We start from the raw sequence: 16,194 nt of genomic DNA on the forward strand, positions 1-16,194 counted from the left end.
TACCGCTCGGTAGCGCCCTTGGTAAACTGAGGGTCTCAGCTTCAAATACACTCTAACCTACAAGGTCATACACGATGCCCAATCCTATTCAACGCATGATCCAGGACAACGTCAACGAACACGGCCTGGCCATTCAATTCGTTTTCCCAACCCAAGAGCATCCTGGGCCCAGCTTTGCCTATACCATCGGCATGACTGATATCGGTCAGCCCGAATTGCTGATGTTTGGCCTGCCCCACAACCTTGCCGGGATGGTCTTCAACCAGATCCATGCCCAGATCAAGGCTGGATCAATGACAGGCGAGGAAGACTCAATCGATGAGCTGCTATCAGTTCCTCTGCTCGTCCACAGCGCCGATGATACTCAGGCCGCTCAATACACCGTCCAGTGCCATCAATACTACTTGGGCACCGACAAAAAACCTGTATTCAAACAGCTGTTGTGGCCCGACACGAACGGTGTGTACCCGCATCAGGTGGGTTACGAAGAGAAATTCAAGGAGATTCAGCCCTACGTGTGCCTCGATCGCAACCCTACCGCAGAGCAGAACAAGGCCCCAGGTGGTGAACCCGATAGTTTCGATCTTTAGGGTTTTGAGGAAAATGGGCCGCAAGGCCCTTTTTCAATCCTGGGCGAAAGCTAGAAGTGCCTGAATCGCCATTGAGTGGCAGACTCGGTTATCAACATGGCTGCAGACAAGGCTGAGGGGGCTGCTTTGAGCACGAGGAGACTTGTCCTCTACTTCAATCACCCAGTCCTCGCTGCGCGTGTACCTCGACACGAGCGTCAGGAATGGCCGGGAAGACTGCAACTGCTGGAAAATCTCTTGAAGCCTGCGATAAAGCACAAGTTCAGCGACCCCAGACGACTTACTCAGCTTGTACTGGGCAACAGTCCCCAGACCGATCGCTCCCCAGTTGATTTCGTGGAGTGCCATAGGGTGCAGGACATCACCACTGTGCAAGCGCACATGGACTAGAGCTTCTTCCTCAAGCTCGGAAAGGTCAGGCTCGTCACCAGGCGTAGCCGCAACCCAATCGACAGCCCCTGCCTGATGGATACTCATCTGATCTTTCATAACCAGCCTGTAGCCCGTCACCTCTGAAAGCAGATAAGGTTCTGAAAGCAACTCATGATTTTCCCACTGCTGGGTCGCAGTGCAGACATAGCGGCCCGGAGCAAGACCTTCCAAAGCATCAAAGACCTCCATGTATCCATCTTCACGGATGGAGTGACCCAGCATTGCTTCAGCCCATACAATTTTCAATGATCCGTAAAGACCAACCTCAACGACTGCAGCAGCCCCTTCGGGAAGAACGACCTCTCTCTGATCAAACCCCTCAACACCCTTTCGATGGCCGTATACCGCCAACAGGATAGCGCTCTGAAGCATTTGAGGTATCTGGTGAGCCTGGTTGAGACTTAGTGTGCAGTCGCCCACCTGAGCTCGCCAGAGCCTGTCTCTGCCACCTATAAGCAATCCCTGGGCAATCTCAACCTGAACAGCTTTGATAAGCCCTGTAGCGTCGTACGCGATCTCAGCAAGAGAGCAGCCACCATCAATGCGTACGAGCTTGTCCTCCCCATCGCCCGCTGCCAGCAATTTGAAAGCGCCCAGGGTAATGGGGTCGAGAAAAGAGGAATCATTCAGGATCGATTCGATCCACACGCTGAGGGATTGGGCGGTTTCTGCAGGCAAATCACAAGCGAGAACCTTCCCTTGAGCGCATTGATCAGCCACAAAACCGGTGACCAGGTGGTTTTCAGCGCTAAGGAAATGGGGTGAACCACCCTCCTCCTTTTGAATCTGCATGCCCTTGTTTATCCAGGATAGGATAAAGCCGGCGCTGTGATTTGCAAACATGGATCAACCCTTCGCGAGATTGATGAGCAGCCTTGTTGCAGAAATGGAATCGCCCCATGATCAGGGGCGATTTTCAATTGTGCTTAAATCAGGATGCAAGTTTCTGGCTTACCGCCTCTGACTGCACTTGCAGGACTTTGGCCATCAGATGCTCGAACTGAGAAATTTGCAGCGCAGCTTCGTTGCCCGCAGTCGGAGTGATCATCGCCTGGATGTCCGCCAAAGTGGCTTCGAGCAGAGAGTCGACAGCGTTAAGGCCTGCAGAGGTACCGACTTCTGCCGGACTGAAGATCGCCTTGGCAGCGGCTTTCTTGAAATTGTCGTCGAAGACTTCTCGGCAAGCATGGGCGCCTTGCGAGAATCCTGAAATGTGGCCCCAGACAAAGCCTACGAACAGCGCTCGAACTACTGGATCGACGTATTCTTGCTTGTCATTCTTGGCCGGAGACCCGTTCATGCCCTGGATCATCAATTTTTCGAAAAAGGCGTGCTCTACGCCATTGACCAGAACGGATTGTGCAGTTGTCATGGGAGACGCCCTCAGTGAATGTTGGGGGCGATTATTGGCATCTTGAAATGGATTGTCAACATCAATAAGCGATAAATTGACAGCTTGAGGAATCAGGGGTTGATGGTCGCATCATCGGGCTGAGCCTCATCGGCTTCGTTGAGCCTTTGTAGCTCATAACGCTTGGCCAGCTCTTTCTGGATGTCGCCCACAGTGAACGTCTTGTTGGACATGTACCGCGAGAGCTCACAGTGGGAGTACGCCTCCTGTGCGACATCCTCGCCGAACCTGTGCTTGATCAGATTGAGTGTCTGGCGACCTGTCAGGATGGGGACAACTGCTAGCACTGAAAGGCCGATCACAACCGACAGAACCGTCAGCCAGAGCGACCCCACCGACATCATGCCGGGCAACACAAAACCCATGAGGCAGATGAACTTGGTTTTGCCATCAAAACGAAAAGCCAGGCGTCTTAGCTTGAACCAGTGGCAGAGCCGGTCGACATTTTCTTTAGCAAGTAGGGCCATACAATCAGCACCAGAAAGCATCCAAGGCACTTAGCCTTGAAGGAGGTTGATTTGTCGCGTATCCAAAAGATGCGCATCATGAGAGTCGTACAGCCAAACCAGAACGTCAGAGCGTAGGTTAGGCCCAATAAATAAGGATCCATATTGTCCATGCGGATTTGAAATACACGGACAATATAGAGCTAAATACACACGAACTCAAGCGGATTGGTGGATCTCGTTGTAGCGGGCCTCAAGGGCGGCGATCATCTCTTTGACGCCAGGTGCACCGGGGCGAGTGACTTGGAGATTTTTGTAGGCCCGTAAACGGTTGTCCACCATCTCCGGAACCGCGTCGTCACGGCTTTTTTGCAACCAATCCGGAAGTCCTGTTGGCAAGCCAGCCACCATGATTGGGTGGGCCCAGAGTTGAGTGTATTCGCAGTGGGGGCAAACCCAACCTGACACTGTCGCAATCAAAACGCCAGTATCTCCACCCTCGTCTCCATGAAATCCATCGCCTCGATTGGCGCAGGTGTAAGGGTGAACGACCATTCCCTTGCTGACGCCAACCTGGGACTGGTTCAGGGCATTGGCAATGGGATGTGAAAAAGGGGCTTCCAGCTTGTCCATGATGCACTTGTACTCGTTAATCAAACACATCCCATCGTATACTGGATCAATCACATAGACCACCCGCAGGATCTGCCGGACGCCTCATGAAATCCCTTTTCGCCCCCGCAATCGAGTTGCAGATGGATCCCGACCAGCGCGATCGAGCGGCGAAGATCTGTCTTGCAATCAACCGCCATCTGGTTTCTTCGGGTTTGAGCCCTGAGGCTTTCCCTTCGCTTGGCAGTTTTGTGCGTTCCGATGAATGGGAGGACTACCTTCACCTCAATGGCCAGGATTCAGAGCAATATCCGTTCTTTGAGGTCGATGATCGGGGCTTCTACGCTAAGGACATCGACTTCATTCATGCCTACTGCATGGACGGCAATCATCTGAGTTCATTTGTTAACTCGGTAGATCGAGACACAGTCACTGCTGAAGACATCATCGGCCAAGTGTTCTATTACGGCCTGCCTTCTATAGCCACCTGGTTCAATCGGCACTCACCAAGACTGGCTCACGTCAAAGCGTTCGAGCTGATCCTGGCTAACCTGCTGGAAGCCGACAAGACGATTGAAGGCTATTTCAAGGAAGAGATTCCACTGTCGAGTCCGTTTATTACGCCACGTCGAGCGGTAGCGGAGCTTCACTTGCAGTCTCTCTACAGCGGTATTTACGGCAAATACCGAGAGCGGGAACAACAAATGCTATCACCGGCTTCGCTGGACATCCTGCTGAACCCTGCGAGTCAAGAGCAGTCCGCCAGCTACAGGCGTGAACTCAACAAGCTGAGTGCACTCATTTCCAAGGACGGCGGTGCTTGTGAAGACGCCCGCGTTGAAATAGCCCAGAATCTCCTGGTTGGCACCATCATCAATCCCGGTTTTTTCTTGATGATCTCTGGCGAACCCCTTGAGGTTATCCGGGAAAGTATCCAGGTCAAGACTCATGCCTGGGCGCAACTGAATGGCTTTGACCCGGCCTTGGCGGTTGAGTCCATCGAGTTTCTGCTTCTATCGATCGATCCTCAGCTGCTTGAGCGCGCCCAACTGGGAAATAGGCACTGGTATCGACCAAAAATCTCCGGTATTCCACAGCTTGAGGGCACCCTTACAGGTATGGGCGGGTATGAATCGGTACCCTTCTCCCAGTCCTACAAATTCTATACCACCCACTATGGAGATGAGCTGACCGTCCCAATCGTCAAAATGCTCGAAGCCGATCACCATCACTTCAAGAACGTCCTCTCGGATGATCGCGGATACCACCCGGTCGTTGACCAGCTGCTCCAGCGCACTGAGCTGACCCTGGGGGCGATTCGCACTGTAGGCACTCAGATGATGCAGTTTAGGGACTGCCTGAGGCGCTACAGTCCTGAGGGGCTCTCGTATGCAGCCTTGAGGATCTACCAGACCCCGGAGAGTGATCGCTACAGCATTGACGCAGGCCTTCTACAGTTCATCGTTTCAGGCTGTGCCCATGCGCGAAAAGCGATCATTGCGCAGCTGGATGAAAAGGCTGTGATCACATTGGAAGATCTTGAGAGTAATGGTCTGTGTCCTGCTGATTCACCAGCATTGATGAAAAAATTCAGAATTGAAGACGCGGACGATCTATTTGCACGGGAGTTGGGATTGTGAAAAAGAACAAGAAAACGGGCATCTCTTTGACCTTTGAAGCTGATCAAGTCGGCACTGTGCTTCAATTGCTCCGCCAACCAGTAGAAGCACTGGTTGATCTGGTGCAGTTGCGCGAGCATTTTGACTACAAAGCCATTACAGACGCACTGACCCAAGCTATGGCGCATCCTGACATTCAGGCCCGCTATCTGGGTCTGTCCTGGGATGATGAGATAGAAACCTTGGGCCATATCCCTCAGCAAGCCCTGGCCTTATTGATCATGCCGGCGATCCTGAACAATCAGGTTGGTCTGCTGCGCCCGTTGTCAGAGAAGCTGTTCAACAATTACGTCGCCAAGGATCCCTTGGAACACATCGACACCTACCTGTTCCGCGACATTGACGTTTACCGTACAAACGACGTCTTGACTGACCCGCGCAAGGACATCTACCTGCAGAGACTACTGGGCTGTCGCCAGGCCTCCCTGCGAATAACGGCAGAGCGGCTTAAAGATTGCCTGAAGACACCCAATGGCTGCCTGTTCCACGACGCCTGGACAAACTATGCCATTTCATCGAACTGGTACCGTAAATCGGTCTGGCTCAAATTTGGCAACAATCCGGTCGAGAACACCATCACTCACCATTTGCTCAAAAGCGGCCCTGGTGGTAAGCATGCCTGGGCCTACCCGGCTGCGCTGGAGAAAATGGCGAACCCTTCGATGGGTATCAAGAACAGGGACTACCTCATCAGCCTGGATGGCTTTCTCTCTTGCAAAGACCCTCGCCAGCTCGACGACCCTGCCTTTGCCGATGCACTGGACAAAGTCTACAAACAGCTTTACGGCAGGCTCGACTCCCTCAAATCTACCAAGGAAGGGTTGAGTGACAATGAGTGGATTACCATGGGCATCAAGGAATTTCACAGGATCTTTTTTGTACCAGAGAACGGTTTTGTTCAACAGATGCGAGCTGATCCGTTAAAGTATCAGGCCACCCTCAGCATTGTTCTCAATATGCTGAAACAGCCAAAAAGCGCCCAGAATCTTGGCATCATGGCTGAGTACGTTTCGGCGATGACGGGGAGCGGCCCATTGTTCAAGACCGGGCACGGAACGATGGCGCACTCACTGGTTCAATTTGGCAACCTTCCCGTTCACTTGCTCAAGACACCTGAAAAGACCTGCGGGCAAATCAAGGATTATCTGGACAAGCTCTTCAATGGCACCCGCAACATGGACAAGGTGTCGCAAGCCCTGGATTTGATCAGTAATGCTCAACAGGCCAGTCTTTTTGGCAGGATTTGGCCTGAGGCCGTCAAGGGGCGCAAAAACCAGTGGCTCCAAGATCAGAGAATGCAACAAGACCTTGGCCTCTGACGACTTAACCAAATATTGATGAGCCTTGTGCCAATTTCTGCTAACATGAATGTCTAGATTTCACCCCCAATGCGCCGAGGAGCGGGTCATGAACACCACTGGATATCGCAAGCTTCTGAATCAGGTCAGAACCCAATTCGCGGCTCTTTCCAAGGAAGATGATCGCTACAACGATTGTTTGAGAATGCTTGAGTTTGCCCGCAAAGTGCATACCGGTGTTCGCAAGGATGGGGTTACCAAAGAGTTTTACCACCAGCTCAGCATTGTCGGCGTGCTGCTGACTCAGCATCGCAACCTGCAGAATCCACACCTGGTGTATCAGGCGGCGCTGGGTCATGACGTCATTGAAGACTACCCGGAGCATAAAGCCTACATGCAGCAGCATTTCGCTGTAGCATTCCCTTACTGCTGGACTCTTTCCAAGAAGCGCAACGGCCTGGATGTCCCCTACCCTCAATACTTTGGTGAAATGGCTGCCTGCCCGGTGGCTTCTGCTGTCAAACTCATCGACCGCCTGCACAACCTGTCGACCATGCTGAAGGTTTTCAAGCCAGAGAAGCAGGTGAGCTACGTAGAAGAAGTCGATACCTGGTTCTTGCCCATGGCCAAGACCGCACGTGAAAATTTCCCACGGCAGCGAGACTTCTACGAGTTGGCCAAGTGCCTGCTCAATGACCAATGTTCAATGCTCCGGCATTTCCTTGGTATGGAAAAAGTATCCCAGCTGGACGACTTGGAAGAAGGCGCCATGACGCCATGAAACTCAAGGGCTACTTCCCTCTCAAGGAAAGTGATCTGGCGGTCATGATTGGGATGGGGTTCTTCCTCTCATCCCTTTTCAGCGTGCTTTGGGGCTGGGCATTTGAAACGCCCACCCCACACCTTCCATCGTTAATGATTGCAGCTCTCGGTTTCGCAGGGGGTCGGTTGTTGCGCATGCGCCTTGAGCGCCAGGACGCTGAGCGAATTCAGGTTAAAACTGGCACTCAGGATCCGACCTGCTAAGACGGGGCAGTCTCCTTCTCCTCGACCATCTCGGGCACTGCCAACAACAGTGCCATGCCGAAAGCGGCCAGAACCATGACGTTAACCAGTCCGATGGCCATCATGGATACCAGCCATGTGAAGACCATTGCCATGCCGCCTACTGCCGAGCTTGGAGATTGCTCATACAAAGCTTGCGCGTTATTTCCAATCAATCCAAAGATCTCGCCAACGAAAACTAGCTCAAGGACAAAGAAAATAAGGACGAGCAAGGCCACCAATAGCAGCATCTTGTTCAAAGGTTTGTTCGCCATCGCCATCGCTATCGCGTCCTAGTGTTTAGTGCTGAGGGCACGAAATAGCGCCTCGCGCATAGCTTCTGGGTCTACCGGGGGGCGCGGGTCGGGATTGGCTTGACACCAAGCGTGCCAATCATCTTTCGTGAATCCCAAATTTCGAAGGCTTCCTGAAATATTGCAGCACCCCATGCATCCACACATGCCGGCTTCGCACCAGTTGTAACGCCACCCCTCAGGCATCGTGTTCAAGACCTCGCTCAAGATGCCAGGCCGATCCCCCAGAACTGGCTCAACCTTAATATGTTCAGATTTGTGTTGTGCCCAGAACCGCTCTTGAGAAAGCCGCAGCCTCAGAGAGGCCTCATCGTCGGCCAGAAAGAAATACTGCGAGCTCTGGGAAAGGCTTACGCGAAACGTGATTTGAGTCATGATTGATTCCTTTGAGATGCACTCAGCATATCAGTCGAAGGCTTGACCTTCAACGCTTTAGCCGTATATTGCAGGACTTTAGCTTTCAAGTCAGACCTATACCTTTGGTATTCGGTTTTGCAAAACAACTGATTGAAGGTATGAAACTCATACTTGGTTGTACCTAAAACCAGCCCTGGCTATAGTTATAAAACAATAACAATAATAACAATGAAGACATTCAAATGACTGCCAGTTTTCTCCGAGGGTTAGGGAGATTCGTAGGCCTGCTGCCCGACCACAGGACTCACGACCCCGACCATGACCGTCTTGGCCACCTGATCGTAAATGAGGCGTATTTTGTACAGGCTTACCAGCATCTGGGTCGCCGACAGCTTCGCAAGCTGTTCAAGGAATATGGTCTTGAGACCTACAACCGGGTTTATCCTGAAGTACTGACCTGCTTTCTTGAGGCCTTGATGGGTATGGATCCGAAGTCCAAGGCCGCAGAAAGAACTCGTGTTCTGCTTGAAACGGTCATACGAATACTGATTTTCCAGCGGGACAAGCAAGGTAGCCCTTTCAGCCTCTACAGGCTCATCCATCAATTAAGCCTCGGGTGCCTGGTAAAGCTGGCCAGCGATACGAGCGTACCGCGCAATCTACGCGACACCTTGAACAGCTATCTGGAAAGCTTGCCTGGACTGAGAGATGCGATGTTTTTCAATGAAAACATCCCTGTCGCTTGCTATGCCCACCATCAGATCCAGCTCAAAGCCATCCAGGGTGTGTCATACGTACTCGATAAGCGCGCACTTGCCTGGTTCAAGCGAGAGTTGGACGTAGCCAGTGATCTTGCAAGGCAGCCTGACACGCGTGATGAAGCCTATCGCAAAGCCCGACACCTGATCGACCTCAATCGCACCTATTGGGTAATGGATGAAGAGGATTTTATCGCCCAGTTGCTCATTCGTGGCTGCATCACCACTCTCAACACCGATTTGAAATCTAGGGCCTGAGGCACTCCATGGAATACACGACAAAAACACATTGGCGTTTCAAGACCTGCGAAGGAGTGAAGGCCGAGTTGCAGATGGTGGGCGCAAGCAATCAGGGCCCCGAACAAGGGTTGATTGCCTGGCACGTTCAAGTCGGCACCAAGAGCTACAAGGCCCTTGTGCCTGCGGCTGACTACAGCACTAAACTGCTGGCAAAGTTCATCCTGCATTTCAGATACTGCCCGGCATGGCGCGAGCACTTCAGACAGGAAACCCCGCAATACGAGAAAGTTGAAGTTACCCTCATCACAGGCAATAGCTTCCAGGTGGATCGCGGCATCGCTACTTACGTCAGTGCGCTGTGCGACCAGGGCTACCCGGTGATCGAATCGCGCCAGGGGGATGACCTTCCGTACGGGCGTACTGCAATGATCAAATTCGGAAATCTAATACCCGAGCCGATCGAGCAGGCAGCGCGAGCCTTGGGTTGGCTCAATCTTGATCTCTCGATCGAGCCCGTCTGCCCCAGGGGATGGGTGCATGAATATAACCAGAGGGTTCATCTTCTGCTCGACGACTGGCTGCACTCAGACGTGGATGCATCAGGAGAGCGATATGCCCTTCACAGAGAGCCACTGGCGTTCATTCAGGATTGGCCTAAATTGCCAGAGCAAGCCATGGTTGAGCATGAGCGCAAGGTCAGAAAGGATGTTGACCGCATCAACAAGTTGGACACCCGAGCCACCTTTCAGGATCTTGTGGGGCTGACCAGTGGGCGGGATCGCTACAGCCGCTTGAATCTTGAAAAGCTCAAGGCTTTGATGGTGGATGACGTTTTCCTCGGCTTTCTTGAGCACAAGCTGCCAGATCCCGCAGCCTTGGCCAGAGGCATCCGCTGGCACCTGCGGGGACTAGAGGTGGACTTGATCATTCGAAAAGCTCACATTGAGGCAATGCTGAATCTTCGCGACGAAAGAAAACGAGAAGAATATCGCCAGCAAAAAGCCATGGAGCCCATTCTCTGCTGATCTCGAATGACCTGCATATGAGTCATATACCCCTTTTATGCTCCATATGCGGGTCAATTCTTCAACTGCCTGACTTGGTGCTGCCGAACGCTTGGCAGGTGTTAGAAAAGGATTGGGGCAGCGATGGAGCTTCCAGAAGGGTACGCATAACTGCTTACTGAGAATCAATATCAGCAATATTCATTCATTTGTTACCAATGCCAACCGTGTATCGAAACAAAAACAATTCTTCAGGAAACATTGCAATTTGCAGCTAACCAGCTATGATGCATGCCAATTTAGAGCATAAGTGTAAGGCATGGATCGCGAAATATAGGCAGGTAGCCACCCAAGGTTTCTTTTGTCAGCAAATTGTCCGGCTGGCAAACCTGCAAGGTTTGTGGAATTTCGAACTATGTCCAGCTCCAAAGTAGTCATTGTTGACGAGTACAGCTTGCTACTCGCCGAGCAGAATCAAAAAGACCGAGTGCGCCACGTTCTGCGCGCTACTGCCGGTATCCCTAACGCAGCCTATCTGGTGTCAAAGACCCGCGTGTTCGTCTTTGAAAAGCTGGTCAAGCTCGTAATGGACTCAGGCCTTGATCCTGCAAAAGAAACGATTGGAGTTTTGAATCTGGTTCCATTGGCCTGGGTATGTCCGGAGGAAGCGGTGCGCCAGTGGGCTGTCCAGCCTGTGGGCTATCGATTGGAAACCATCGGGCAATCCAAGGCTTGGCAAATTCGCCATGAGGCCTTTGGCGCCATCATTCCGCAGTCTTACCTCTCAATCCATAGCGCCCGTACGGCCATGGCTCAGGTGCTGATGGGTGAGGTGGTAAGTGAAGGCGGTAATCTGGATTACGCGGGCCAGCCGCTGCTCATGCAACCAGCACACCTTCCCTTGTTGACTGAAAAGCCAGATTTGCATTTGCCAGCAACGACCGGGACTCCTGTGCACAAAGCTTCGCGCCGAGAAAAATGGTCGCCCGGACACTCTTTGATTGATCAGGCCACCTTTGATGAAACACAGGCCCTGGATATCTCATGGCGCAAGCAAATGGGTCGGTTCGAGGCATTCGTGCAGGCGAATTATGTCCGCCTGCAGAGCATTGTTTCGACTCTTAGCCTGCACGTCGACCGTGACATGCCACACCCTCTCGATGCCGATGAGGTCAAGGAGGCTCAGACCCTGGTGGGCATGTATCCAGAGCTCAAGGGCCTTTCACCCTCATGGCTTTGGCACAAGTTTGGCGATTTCTGCGAGACGATAGGCTTCAGATCCATGGTGCTGATTCACGATGATCGATTCATTGCTTACCTGCTGGGGCGTATTGGCGCGCCTGAATGTGGGCAATACGCTGCCGAAGAAGTGGGCCTGAGTGTCGCGTACTATTTGCTGCAAGGCTGCGACCTGGCAAAGGCCTGCGAGCAGGCCAAAGTCATTCATGACTACAGCATAGCGCTCTCGGCACGCACAATGTACATTCAGCGTGTCATGGCGCACCTGGTTCACGAGCAAGATCGAGAGTTACGACGCCAAGCCATACAGGCAGGACGACCCATTCACGAGATCGGTAAGGAAATTTACACCTTGCACGACTTACTGAGCGTTGGCAGAAAAATCGGCACCACGAGCTTAAGGGTCACCCAGAAACCATTCAGCAGAGCCTCAGTTGGCTAGGAGTTGCCTTGAAGAAGCAGCATCAAACTCCCTGCAAGGCATGCCCTTGGCGCAAAGACTCCGCAAGAGGGTGGTTGGGTAACTCGACGGCTGTTGAGTTCCTTCAGACCTCGGAGGCGGAGCATAAGATGCCTTGCCACCTCCACGTGGATTACGAAGCTGCACAATGGCGTCAAAAGGCTGAAATGGCTCCTCAGTGTGCTGGTCGCGCAGTGCATTTTGCCAACAGGTGCAAGCAGCCTCGCAACCCTGACCTGATTCGCTTGCCAGCCGACCGTGAAGAGGTCTTCTCCAGCCCTCAAGAGTTCATCGATCATCACTCCCTTGGTGGCTGTACTCCAGCCATACAACTGGCAGGCCCAAGAGTGATTGTGCTCGACTGAAGCGCCGATTATCATCGGCGATCGCCAGCCCAAAACACAGCCAAACCTCACGCGCCATGTGATGCCGGCATTTTAGGCATCGCTGCAAGGGCTGCCCTTTCTAACGGAAATCGAAACGCCTTAAGCCGATTGCCCTGGTTTGCTTGAACCCTTTCGCTAAAATCATAGGTTTGCCGTAATAGGCAACGCCAGGGGGCAAAGCGACTCGAAAAAAAACGCCAGGGCTGAGAGTCAAATCAGCTGCCTGGCGCTTGGTGTCATGGATGAATCGTATTACTCAGATTCAACCTTGATGCGGCTTTCCAGTTTTTCAGGCTCAGAAACAAGGCCGAAGAAGGCGCCGATTTTGCGGACAAAGCCGTCCTTGCTTGGCTCGCGCTCCAGAACAATTACATCAGGAGTCAGAACCGTGTGAGCGCTCTGAGCCTTGATCAGCGCATCCGTTGTGATCTGCTGAGGTGTTTTCACCGGTTTAGTCGGTGTAACCACAGGCGGCTCGACAACTGGTGGAACAACGACCGGCACTTCAGGGGTTGTTGGTACCTCTGGAATCACTGGGGTTTCAGGCTCGGCGGGCGCCTCAGGGATGACCGGCGTTTCCGGTTCTGCAGGCACTTCAGGGATGACCGGAGTCTCAGGCTCAACTGGCAATTCAGGAATCACCGGGGTTTCCGGCTCAGCTGGCACCTGGGGAATTACCGGGGTCTCAGGTTCAGCCGGGACTTCCGGGATCACTGGAGTTTCTGGCTCGACTGGCACTTGAGGAATCACCGGGGTCTCAGGCTCAGCTGGCACCTCGGGAATCACCGGGGTCTCAGGTTCAGCCGGGACTTCCGGGATCACTGGAGTTTCTGGCTCAGCCGGCACCTCAGGAACTTCTGGCTCCACAGGCACAATGACCTCATCCTCACCGATGATGAACGCGGAGTTCGACAATTTCATTGCCCCGCCCTTGCTGGTGAAGAGGATGCCTGAGAAAGGCTGGGTGTTGTCGGTCTTGAGGTTTGCCTCGGCTACGCCGGTTTCGTCATCTTTGTAGGTGGTCAGCTCGCCCGTAGTGGAGGTCACACAGTTGACCCCTGGACACTGGGGAGCGGCAATGGTGGTCTCCAGATCGCTCCAGACAGTGCCATTCTTGTTGACATAGCGGATGTCGCCCGGATTCGAATCATCGATCTCGTAGGCAGTGGTCGTATAGATGTCACCGGTAGCAGCCTGGAAAGTGCTGTTCTTGATGGAGGACTCATGGCCATCGATTGGCACCTGAACAAGACCGATAAAACCACCATCGGTCTTCATGTTGACGCCATCAAGCTCCATGCCGCCCTGGATCACCATGCTACCGCCCGAGGTGAAGTCGGAGTTGTTAATCCGCAATGCCGAGTTCTGCTGTACGGAGTTGGAGCCCAGGATGGCATTTCCCAAGCCCGAAACGTACTTCAGATCGTTGATGGTCATACCTTGGGAATCAGCATTCGTGGTGACTTGCAGGCTTGCCACGTCCCCTGAGACCGTGAAATTGTTCATTTCTGCGCGGCCATTGGGGGTGAACTGGCTGACGCTCACGTTATCAACGTCAGTGAAGGTCTGATCCTTCATCTTGAGCACGTAATTGACCAAAGATCCATCAATGCCAGACCCAGAATCAACCGGAATGGGTGCGTCGCTCTCGCCTGATTCCACTGGTGTCGAATCCGTTTCATCGAAAGATGCAACACTCATGAGTGTCGGAACCCCGCAATCCAGGCATCCGCCACCGCCATCGAAGGGCTGTTGCTCTCGAAGGTTGATGTCGACGTAGGAGAGATTGCCGAAGGTGTTGTTCGACATATCAAAATTCATGTACCGATAGTCTGTCGTCATGAAGCTCAGGTACACGGCATCAGCGTCGGTCAGACCGACGAAGTGGTTGTTGGTGAATACGAAGTCGTCCGTGTCATAGCGACCAGCGTATCCGAGGTTGTAATCGTGGGTACCCTTGAGGTTGTTGTTGTCGAATACCAGGCTTGCAGCGTCGAATGAGAAATTGCCGGCCAGCAAGGAGTTGGTGACCTTGATCTGGCGGTAGCTGCCTGAGTTCCAGCGGGTGTTGACGATCTGAGAGTTGTCGATCTGGATGCCACGGTCATAGGCATTGGTCACGAGAGTGCTGGAGTAACCGTCGGTGTAGCCGGTATCCAGGTAGCTATCGCTGATTTTGATTTCGCGCTCGTTGCCCCCGTAAAAATTGGAATCCACAGGGTCAACGCTCATGTAGAGGTTGTTGGTGAAAATCCGGCTGTGCTGAATGTCCAGGACAGACTTGTAGGAGACTTCGTCAGCAAAGCCATACAGGCCAAGGCTGCTGGCATTGCTATGAACCTGCAATACACCGTTGGACTGGATATTGAGGTTTTCTGAGTCGTAGGTGGGCAGCATACCTTCGATGTTGGACTTGATTACAGCACCAGGGTTGTCGAAGTACACTTCGATGCGAGCTGGCGATTTATCCAGACCGAAATTGACATTGCCTGGCTCTGCAGCGAGCAGTGTGAGGCGCGCATTACCACTACCGGTGTGCTCGATGCCGTTGGGGTTTACAATGACGACGTTGCCCTGATTTGCGTTGATATTGCCGTCGATGGTCGACAGCTTACCGGAGACATCGTAGTTGAGCAGGATCGATGCATTGTTTTGTGCGCTGAAGTCAACACTGGCATCGCGGCCCACATTGAAGCCATTACCACCCCACTCGATCAGAGTATTGCCGTTCACCCCCGATGAATTAGTGGCGTCAACGGCCACATGATTCACCCCAGAGGTGATATCTGCAGACCCGTAGGTGACCGAAGCATTTCCAACATCCGGCAAAGCGCCTGCTTCAATAGCGTAGGCCTGACCAGAAATGGACATGTAGGACATGACGGCTGTTGCGATTGCAACGGCCAGGGGACTGCGTTTGATCATGATTGCACCTAACGGATTGTTGTTATTTCGGGATAGTACCAGGGAGCCTGTGTGGCCAACAGGTAAATGTCATGTTTGGCCATATATTGACACAGGGAACCCAGGGATTTTCAACGCCAGTTTTGCCGGGATTCGATATGCAGATTGCTGATCAGATCGGCAGTGGCACCAGTTTTTTACGGTATTGAATCATCTCGCTGACCAGGGAGTTTGAGGGCGCCGTTTTGAGAAAAATCTCAGCGTCTTCGACCGTAAGGTAAGCCACTCGAATGCGTAGATGCTCACGAGCACTCAGCAGGGCTTTACTGGCACTGGGCATGTAGTACCAGCCCACGAAGAACAGCCAACCCACTGTTGTCAGCGCAGCGATGGTTTCCTGCGTCTTCCAGGCTATGAAAATCATGATCAGCCATGTGATCAGGGATTCGAGAACCACCCGCTTGTGATTGCGGATGCACTCTCGCACCTGGGTTTCAGCTACGCTGACCTGTTCCAAGCGCTGCCCATAGGTCTCACCAGGCGTTAGCAGAAGCGAATCACTTGCGAGGGATTCCGGCGTCATGGAAAACCGCTCCTATGTTCTGTTTGTACCCATTCACCTCAGCCAGCAAGATGGTGTTGGTGATGCAATTGGATTCTACCTCTTCATCATCCAGCATGCATTTCGCAAAATTATTGAGGATCATCTGGTGCGCTTCGCTTTTGCTTTCGAGCGCCTGAAGCTTGTCGAAAAAAGCCGCATCCTGGTGAGCGCGAATCATGTGGGCACCGATCTGAAAACCGATCGCTGCGATCAGAACAAGAAAGGTGATTGCTGAGAGTCGGTGTTCGTACCACAGAATTTTGTAGGCTTTGGTCATGAACGTAACCTCGTTATGGATAACGAAATTATGCCTCCAAGTAACGTTATCGTCAATATACAGCTAAACACATGACCAATATTTGACATAACCGATCATCGACCATAAGCTTTTCACTCCTTCATGCCGCCTGGAATTT

General features: G+C 52.6%; 16 protein-coding genes. 8 read left to right on the top strand and 8 right to left on the bottom strand.

Features of this window, described 5'->3' with window-relative positions; translation table 11 throughout:
- Positions 1–74: 74 nt before the first annotated feature.
- Positions 75–590 (top strand): DUF4262 domain-containing protein, encoded by a 516-nt coding sequence (locus tag IFT57_RS07215; protein ID WP_192092533.1) that lies wholly within the window; start codon positions 75–77, stop codon positions 588–590.
- Between the two features lie 33 nt (positions 591–623).
- Here IFT57_RS07215 and IFT57_RS07220 read toward each other — a convergent pair whose 3' ends face one another.
- The 4 genes from IFT57_RS07220 to IFT57_RS07235 form a co-directional block, all read right to left on the bottom strand.
- Positions 624–1,865 (bottom strand): hypothetical protein, encoded by a 1,242-nt coding sequence (locus IFT57_RS07220; protein WP_192092532.1) that lies wholly within the window; start codon positions 1,863–1,865, stop codon positions 624–626.
- An 88-nt stretch (positions 1,866–1,953) separates the two neighbouring features.
- The gene (locus tag IFT57_RS07225) at positions 1,954–2,394 is read right to left on the bottom strand and encodes a hypothetical protein (protein ID WP_122531143.1); all 441 of its coding nucleotides are present in this window, start codon (positions 2,392–2,394) and stop codon (positions 1,954–1,956) included.
- 92 nt (positions 2,395–2,486) lie between these two features.
- Complete coding sequence (locus tag IFT57_RS07230; protein ID WP_192092530.1) at positions 2,487–2,900, bottom strand: hypothetical protein; 414 nt, start codon at positions 2,898–2,900, stop codon at positions 2,487–2,489.
- Positions 2,901–3,098: 198 nt separating this feature from the next.
- On the bottom strand, positions 3,099–3,512 hold the full coding sequence (locus tag IFT57_RS07235; protein ID WP_192151019.1) for a hypothetical protein: 414 nt from the start codon (positions 3,510–3,512) through the stop codon (positions 3,099–3,101).
- Positions 3,513–3,598: 86 nt separating this feature from the next.
- On the opposite strand from IFT57_RS07235, the gene IFT57_RS07240 reads away from it, so the two are divergent.
- From IFT57_RS07240 to IFT57_RS07255, 4 genes are all read left to right on the top strand, one after another.
- Entirely contained in the window at positions 3,599–5,131 is a 1,533-nt protein-coding gene (locus IFT57_RS07240) for a hypothetical protein (RefSeq protein WP_244656710.1), read from the top strand.
- Positions 5,128–6,489: a hypothetical protein gene (locus tag IFT57_RS07245; protein WP_192092526.1), complete on the top strand. Its 1,362-nt coding sequence runs from the start codon at positions 5,128–5,130 to the stop codon at positions 6,487–6,489. Before IFT57_RS07240 ends, IFT57_RS07245 begins: the two co-directional genes overlap by 4 nt.
- An 88-nt stretch (positions 6,490–6,577) precedes the next feature.
- The gene (locus IFT57_RS07250) at positions 6,578–7,249 is read left to right on the top strand and encodes a hypothetical protein (protein WP_192092524.1); all 672 of its coding nucleotides are present in this window, start codon (positions 6,578–6,580) and stop codon (positions 7,247–7,249) included.
- Positions 7,246–7,494, top strand: coding sequence for a hypothetical protein (locus IFT57_RS07255; RefSeq protein ID WP_192092522.1), 249 nt, complete (start codon positions 7,246–7,248; stop codon positions 7,492–7,494). Before IFT57_RS07250 ends, IFT57_RS07255 begins: the two co-directional genes overlap by 4 nt.
- Here the strand turns inward: IFT57_RS07255 and IFT57_RS07260 are convergent.
- Complete coding sequence (locus IFT57_RS07260) at positions 7,491–7,793, bottom strand: hypothetical protein (RefSeq protein WP_192092520.1); 303 nt, start codon at positions 7,791–7,793, stop codon at positions 7,491–7,493. The two genes, IFT57_RS07255 and IFT57_RS07260, sit on opposite strands and share 4 nt — an antisense overlap.
- A 632-nt stretch (positions 7,794–8,425) precedes the next feature.
- Here IFT57_RS07260 and IFT57_RS07265 point away from each other — a divergent pair.
- The 3 genes from IFT57_RS07265 (at position 8,426) to IFT57_RS07275 (ending at position 11,866) form a co-directional block, all read left to right on the top strand.
- The gene (locus IFT57_RS07265; protein WP_192092518.1) at positions 8,426–9,199 is read left to right on the top strand and encodes a hypothetical protein; all 774 of its coding nucleotides are present in this window, start codon (positions 8,426–8,428) and stop codon (positions 9,197–9,199) included.
- 8 nt (positions 9,200–9,207) lie between these two features.
- A complete protein-coding gene (locus tag IFT57_RS07270) occupies positions 9,208–10,206 on the top strand; it encodes a hypothetical protein (protein WP_192092516.1) in 999 nt (332 codons plus the stop codon).
- 394 nt (positions 10,207–10,600) lie between these two features.
- Positions 10,601–11,866 (top strand): hypothetical protein, encoded by a 1,266-nt coding sequence (locus IFT57_RS07275; RefSeq protein WP_192092514.1) that lies wholly within the window; start codon positions 10,601–10,603, stop codon positions 11,864–11,866.
- Between the two features lie 656 nt (positions 11,867–12,522).
- On the opposite strand, the gene IFT57_RS27095 is transcribed toward IFT57_RS07275, so the two are convergent.
- The 3 genes from IFT57_RS27095 to IFT57_RS07295 form a co-directional block, all read right to left on the bottom strand.
- A complete protein-coding gene (locus IFT57_RS27095; RefSeq protein WP_274605028.1) occupies positions 12,523–15,195 on the bottom strand; it encodes a two-partner secretion domain-containing protein in 2,673 nt (890 codons plus the stop codon).
- Between the two features lie 151 nt (positions 15,196–15,346).
- Positions 15,347–15,757 (bottom strand): hypothetical protein, encoded by a 411-nt coding sequence (locus IFT57_RS07290; RefSeq protein WP_122531131.1) that lies wholly within the window; start codon positions 15,755–15,757, stop codon positions 15,347–15,349.
- Positions 15,732–16,055: a hypothetical protein gene (locus tag IFT57_RS07295; protein ID WP_163020484.1), complete on the bottom strand. Its 324-nt coding sequence runs from the start codon at positions 16,053–16,055 to the stop codon at positions 15,732–15,734. Before IFT57_RS07295 ends, IFT57_RS07290 begins: the two co-directional genes overlap by 26 nt.
- Positions 16,056–16,194 lie beyond the last annotated feature (139 nt).

The sequence above is a fragment of the Pseudomonas sp. CFBP 13719 genome, assembly GCF_014842095.1.
Lineage (GTDB): Bacteria > Pseudomonadota > Gammaproteobacteria > Pseudomonadales > Pseudomonadaceae > Aquipseudomonas.

Excerpts from the sequence above, each read along its gene's own strand:
- IFT57_RS07260 (WP_192092520.1), bottom strand. The coding sequence starts at position 7,793 with ATGGCGATGGCGAACAAACCTTTGAACAAGATGCTGCTATTGGTGGCC.
- IFT57_RS07255 (WP_192092522.1), top strand. The coding sequence starts at position 7,246 with ATGAAACTCAAGGGCTACTTCCCTCTCAAGGAAAGTGATCTGGCGGTC.
- IFT57_RS07275 (WP_192092514.1), top strand. The coding sequence starts at position 10,601 with ATGTCCAGCTCCAAAGTAGTCATTGTTGACGAGTACAGCTTGCTACTC.
- IFT57_RS07240 (WP_244656710.1), top strand. The coding sequence starts at position 3,599 with ATGAAATCCCTTTTCGCCCCCGCAATCGAGTTGCAGATGGATCCCGAC.
- IFT57_RS07225 (WP_122531143.1), bottom strand. The coding sequence starts at position 2,394 with ATGACAACTGCACAATCCGTTCTGGTCAATGGCGTAGAGCACGCCTTT.
- IFT57_RS07270 (WP_192092516.1), top strand. The coding sequence starts at position 9,208 with ATGGAATACACGACAAAAACACATTGGCGTTTCAAGACCTGCGAAGGA.
- IFT57_RS07265 (WP_192092518.1), top strand. The coding sequence starts at position 8,426 with ATGACTGCCAGTTTTCTCCGAGGGTTAGGGAGATTCGTAGGCCTGCTG.
- IFT57_RS07290 (WP_122531131.1), bottom strand. The coding sequence starts at position 15,757 with ATGACGCCGGAATCCCTCGCAAGTGATTCGCTTCTGCTAACGCCTGGT.
- IFT57_RS07235 (WP_192151019.1), bottom strand. The coding sequence starts at position 3,512 with ATGGACAAGCTGGAAGCCCCTTTTTCACATCCCATTGCCAATGCCCTG.
- IFT57_RS07215 (WP_192092533.1), top strand. The coding sequence starts at position 75 with ATGCCCAATCCTATTCAACGCATGATCCAGGACAACGTCAACGAACAC.
- IFT57_RS07250 (WP_192092524.1), top strand. The coding sequence starts at position 6,578 with ATGAACACCACTGGATATCGCAAGCTTCTGAATCAGGTCAGAACCCAA.
- IFT57_RS07295 (WP_163020484.1), bottom strand. The coding sequence starts at position 16,055 with ATGACCAAAGCCTACAAAATTCTGTGGTACGAACACCGACTCTCAGCA.
- IFT57_RS07230 (WP_192092530.1), bottom strand. The coding sequence starts at position 2,900 with ATGGCCCTACTTGCTAAAGAAAATGTCGACCGGCTCTGCCACTGGTTC.
- IFT57_RS07220 (WP_192092532.1), bottom strand. The coding sequence starts at position 1,865 with ATGTTTGCAAATCACAGCGCCGGCTTTATCCTATCCTGGATAAACAAG.
- IFT57_RS27095 (WP_274605028.1), bottom strand. The coding sequence starts at position 15,195 with ATGATCAAACGCAGTCCCCTGGCCGTTGCAATCGCAACAGCCGTCATG.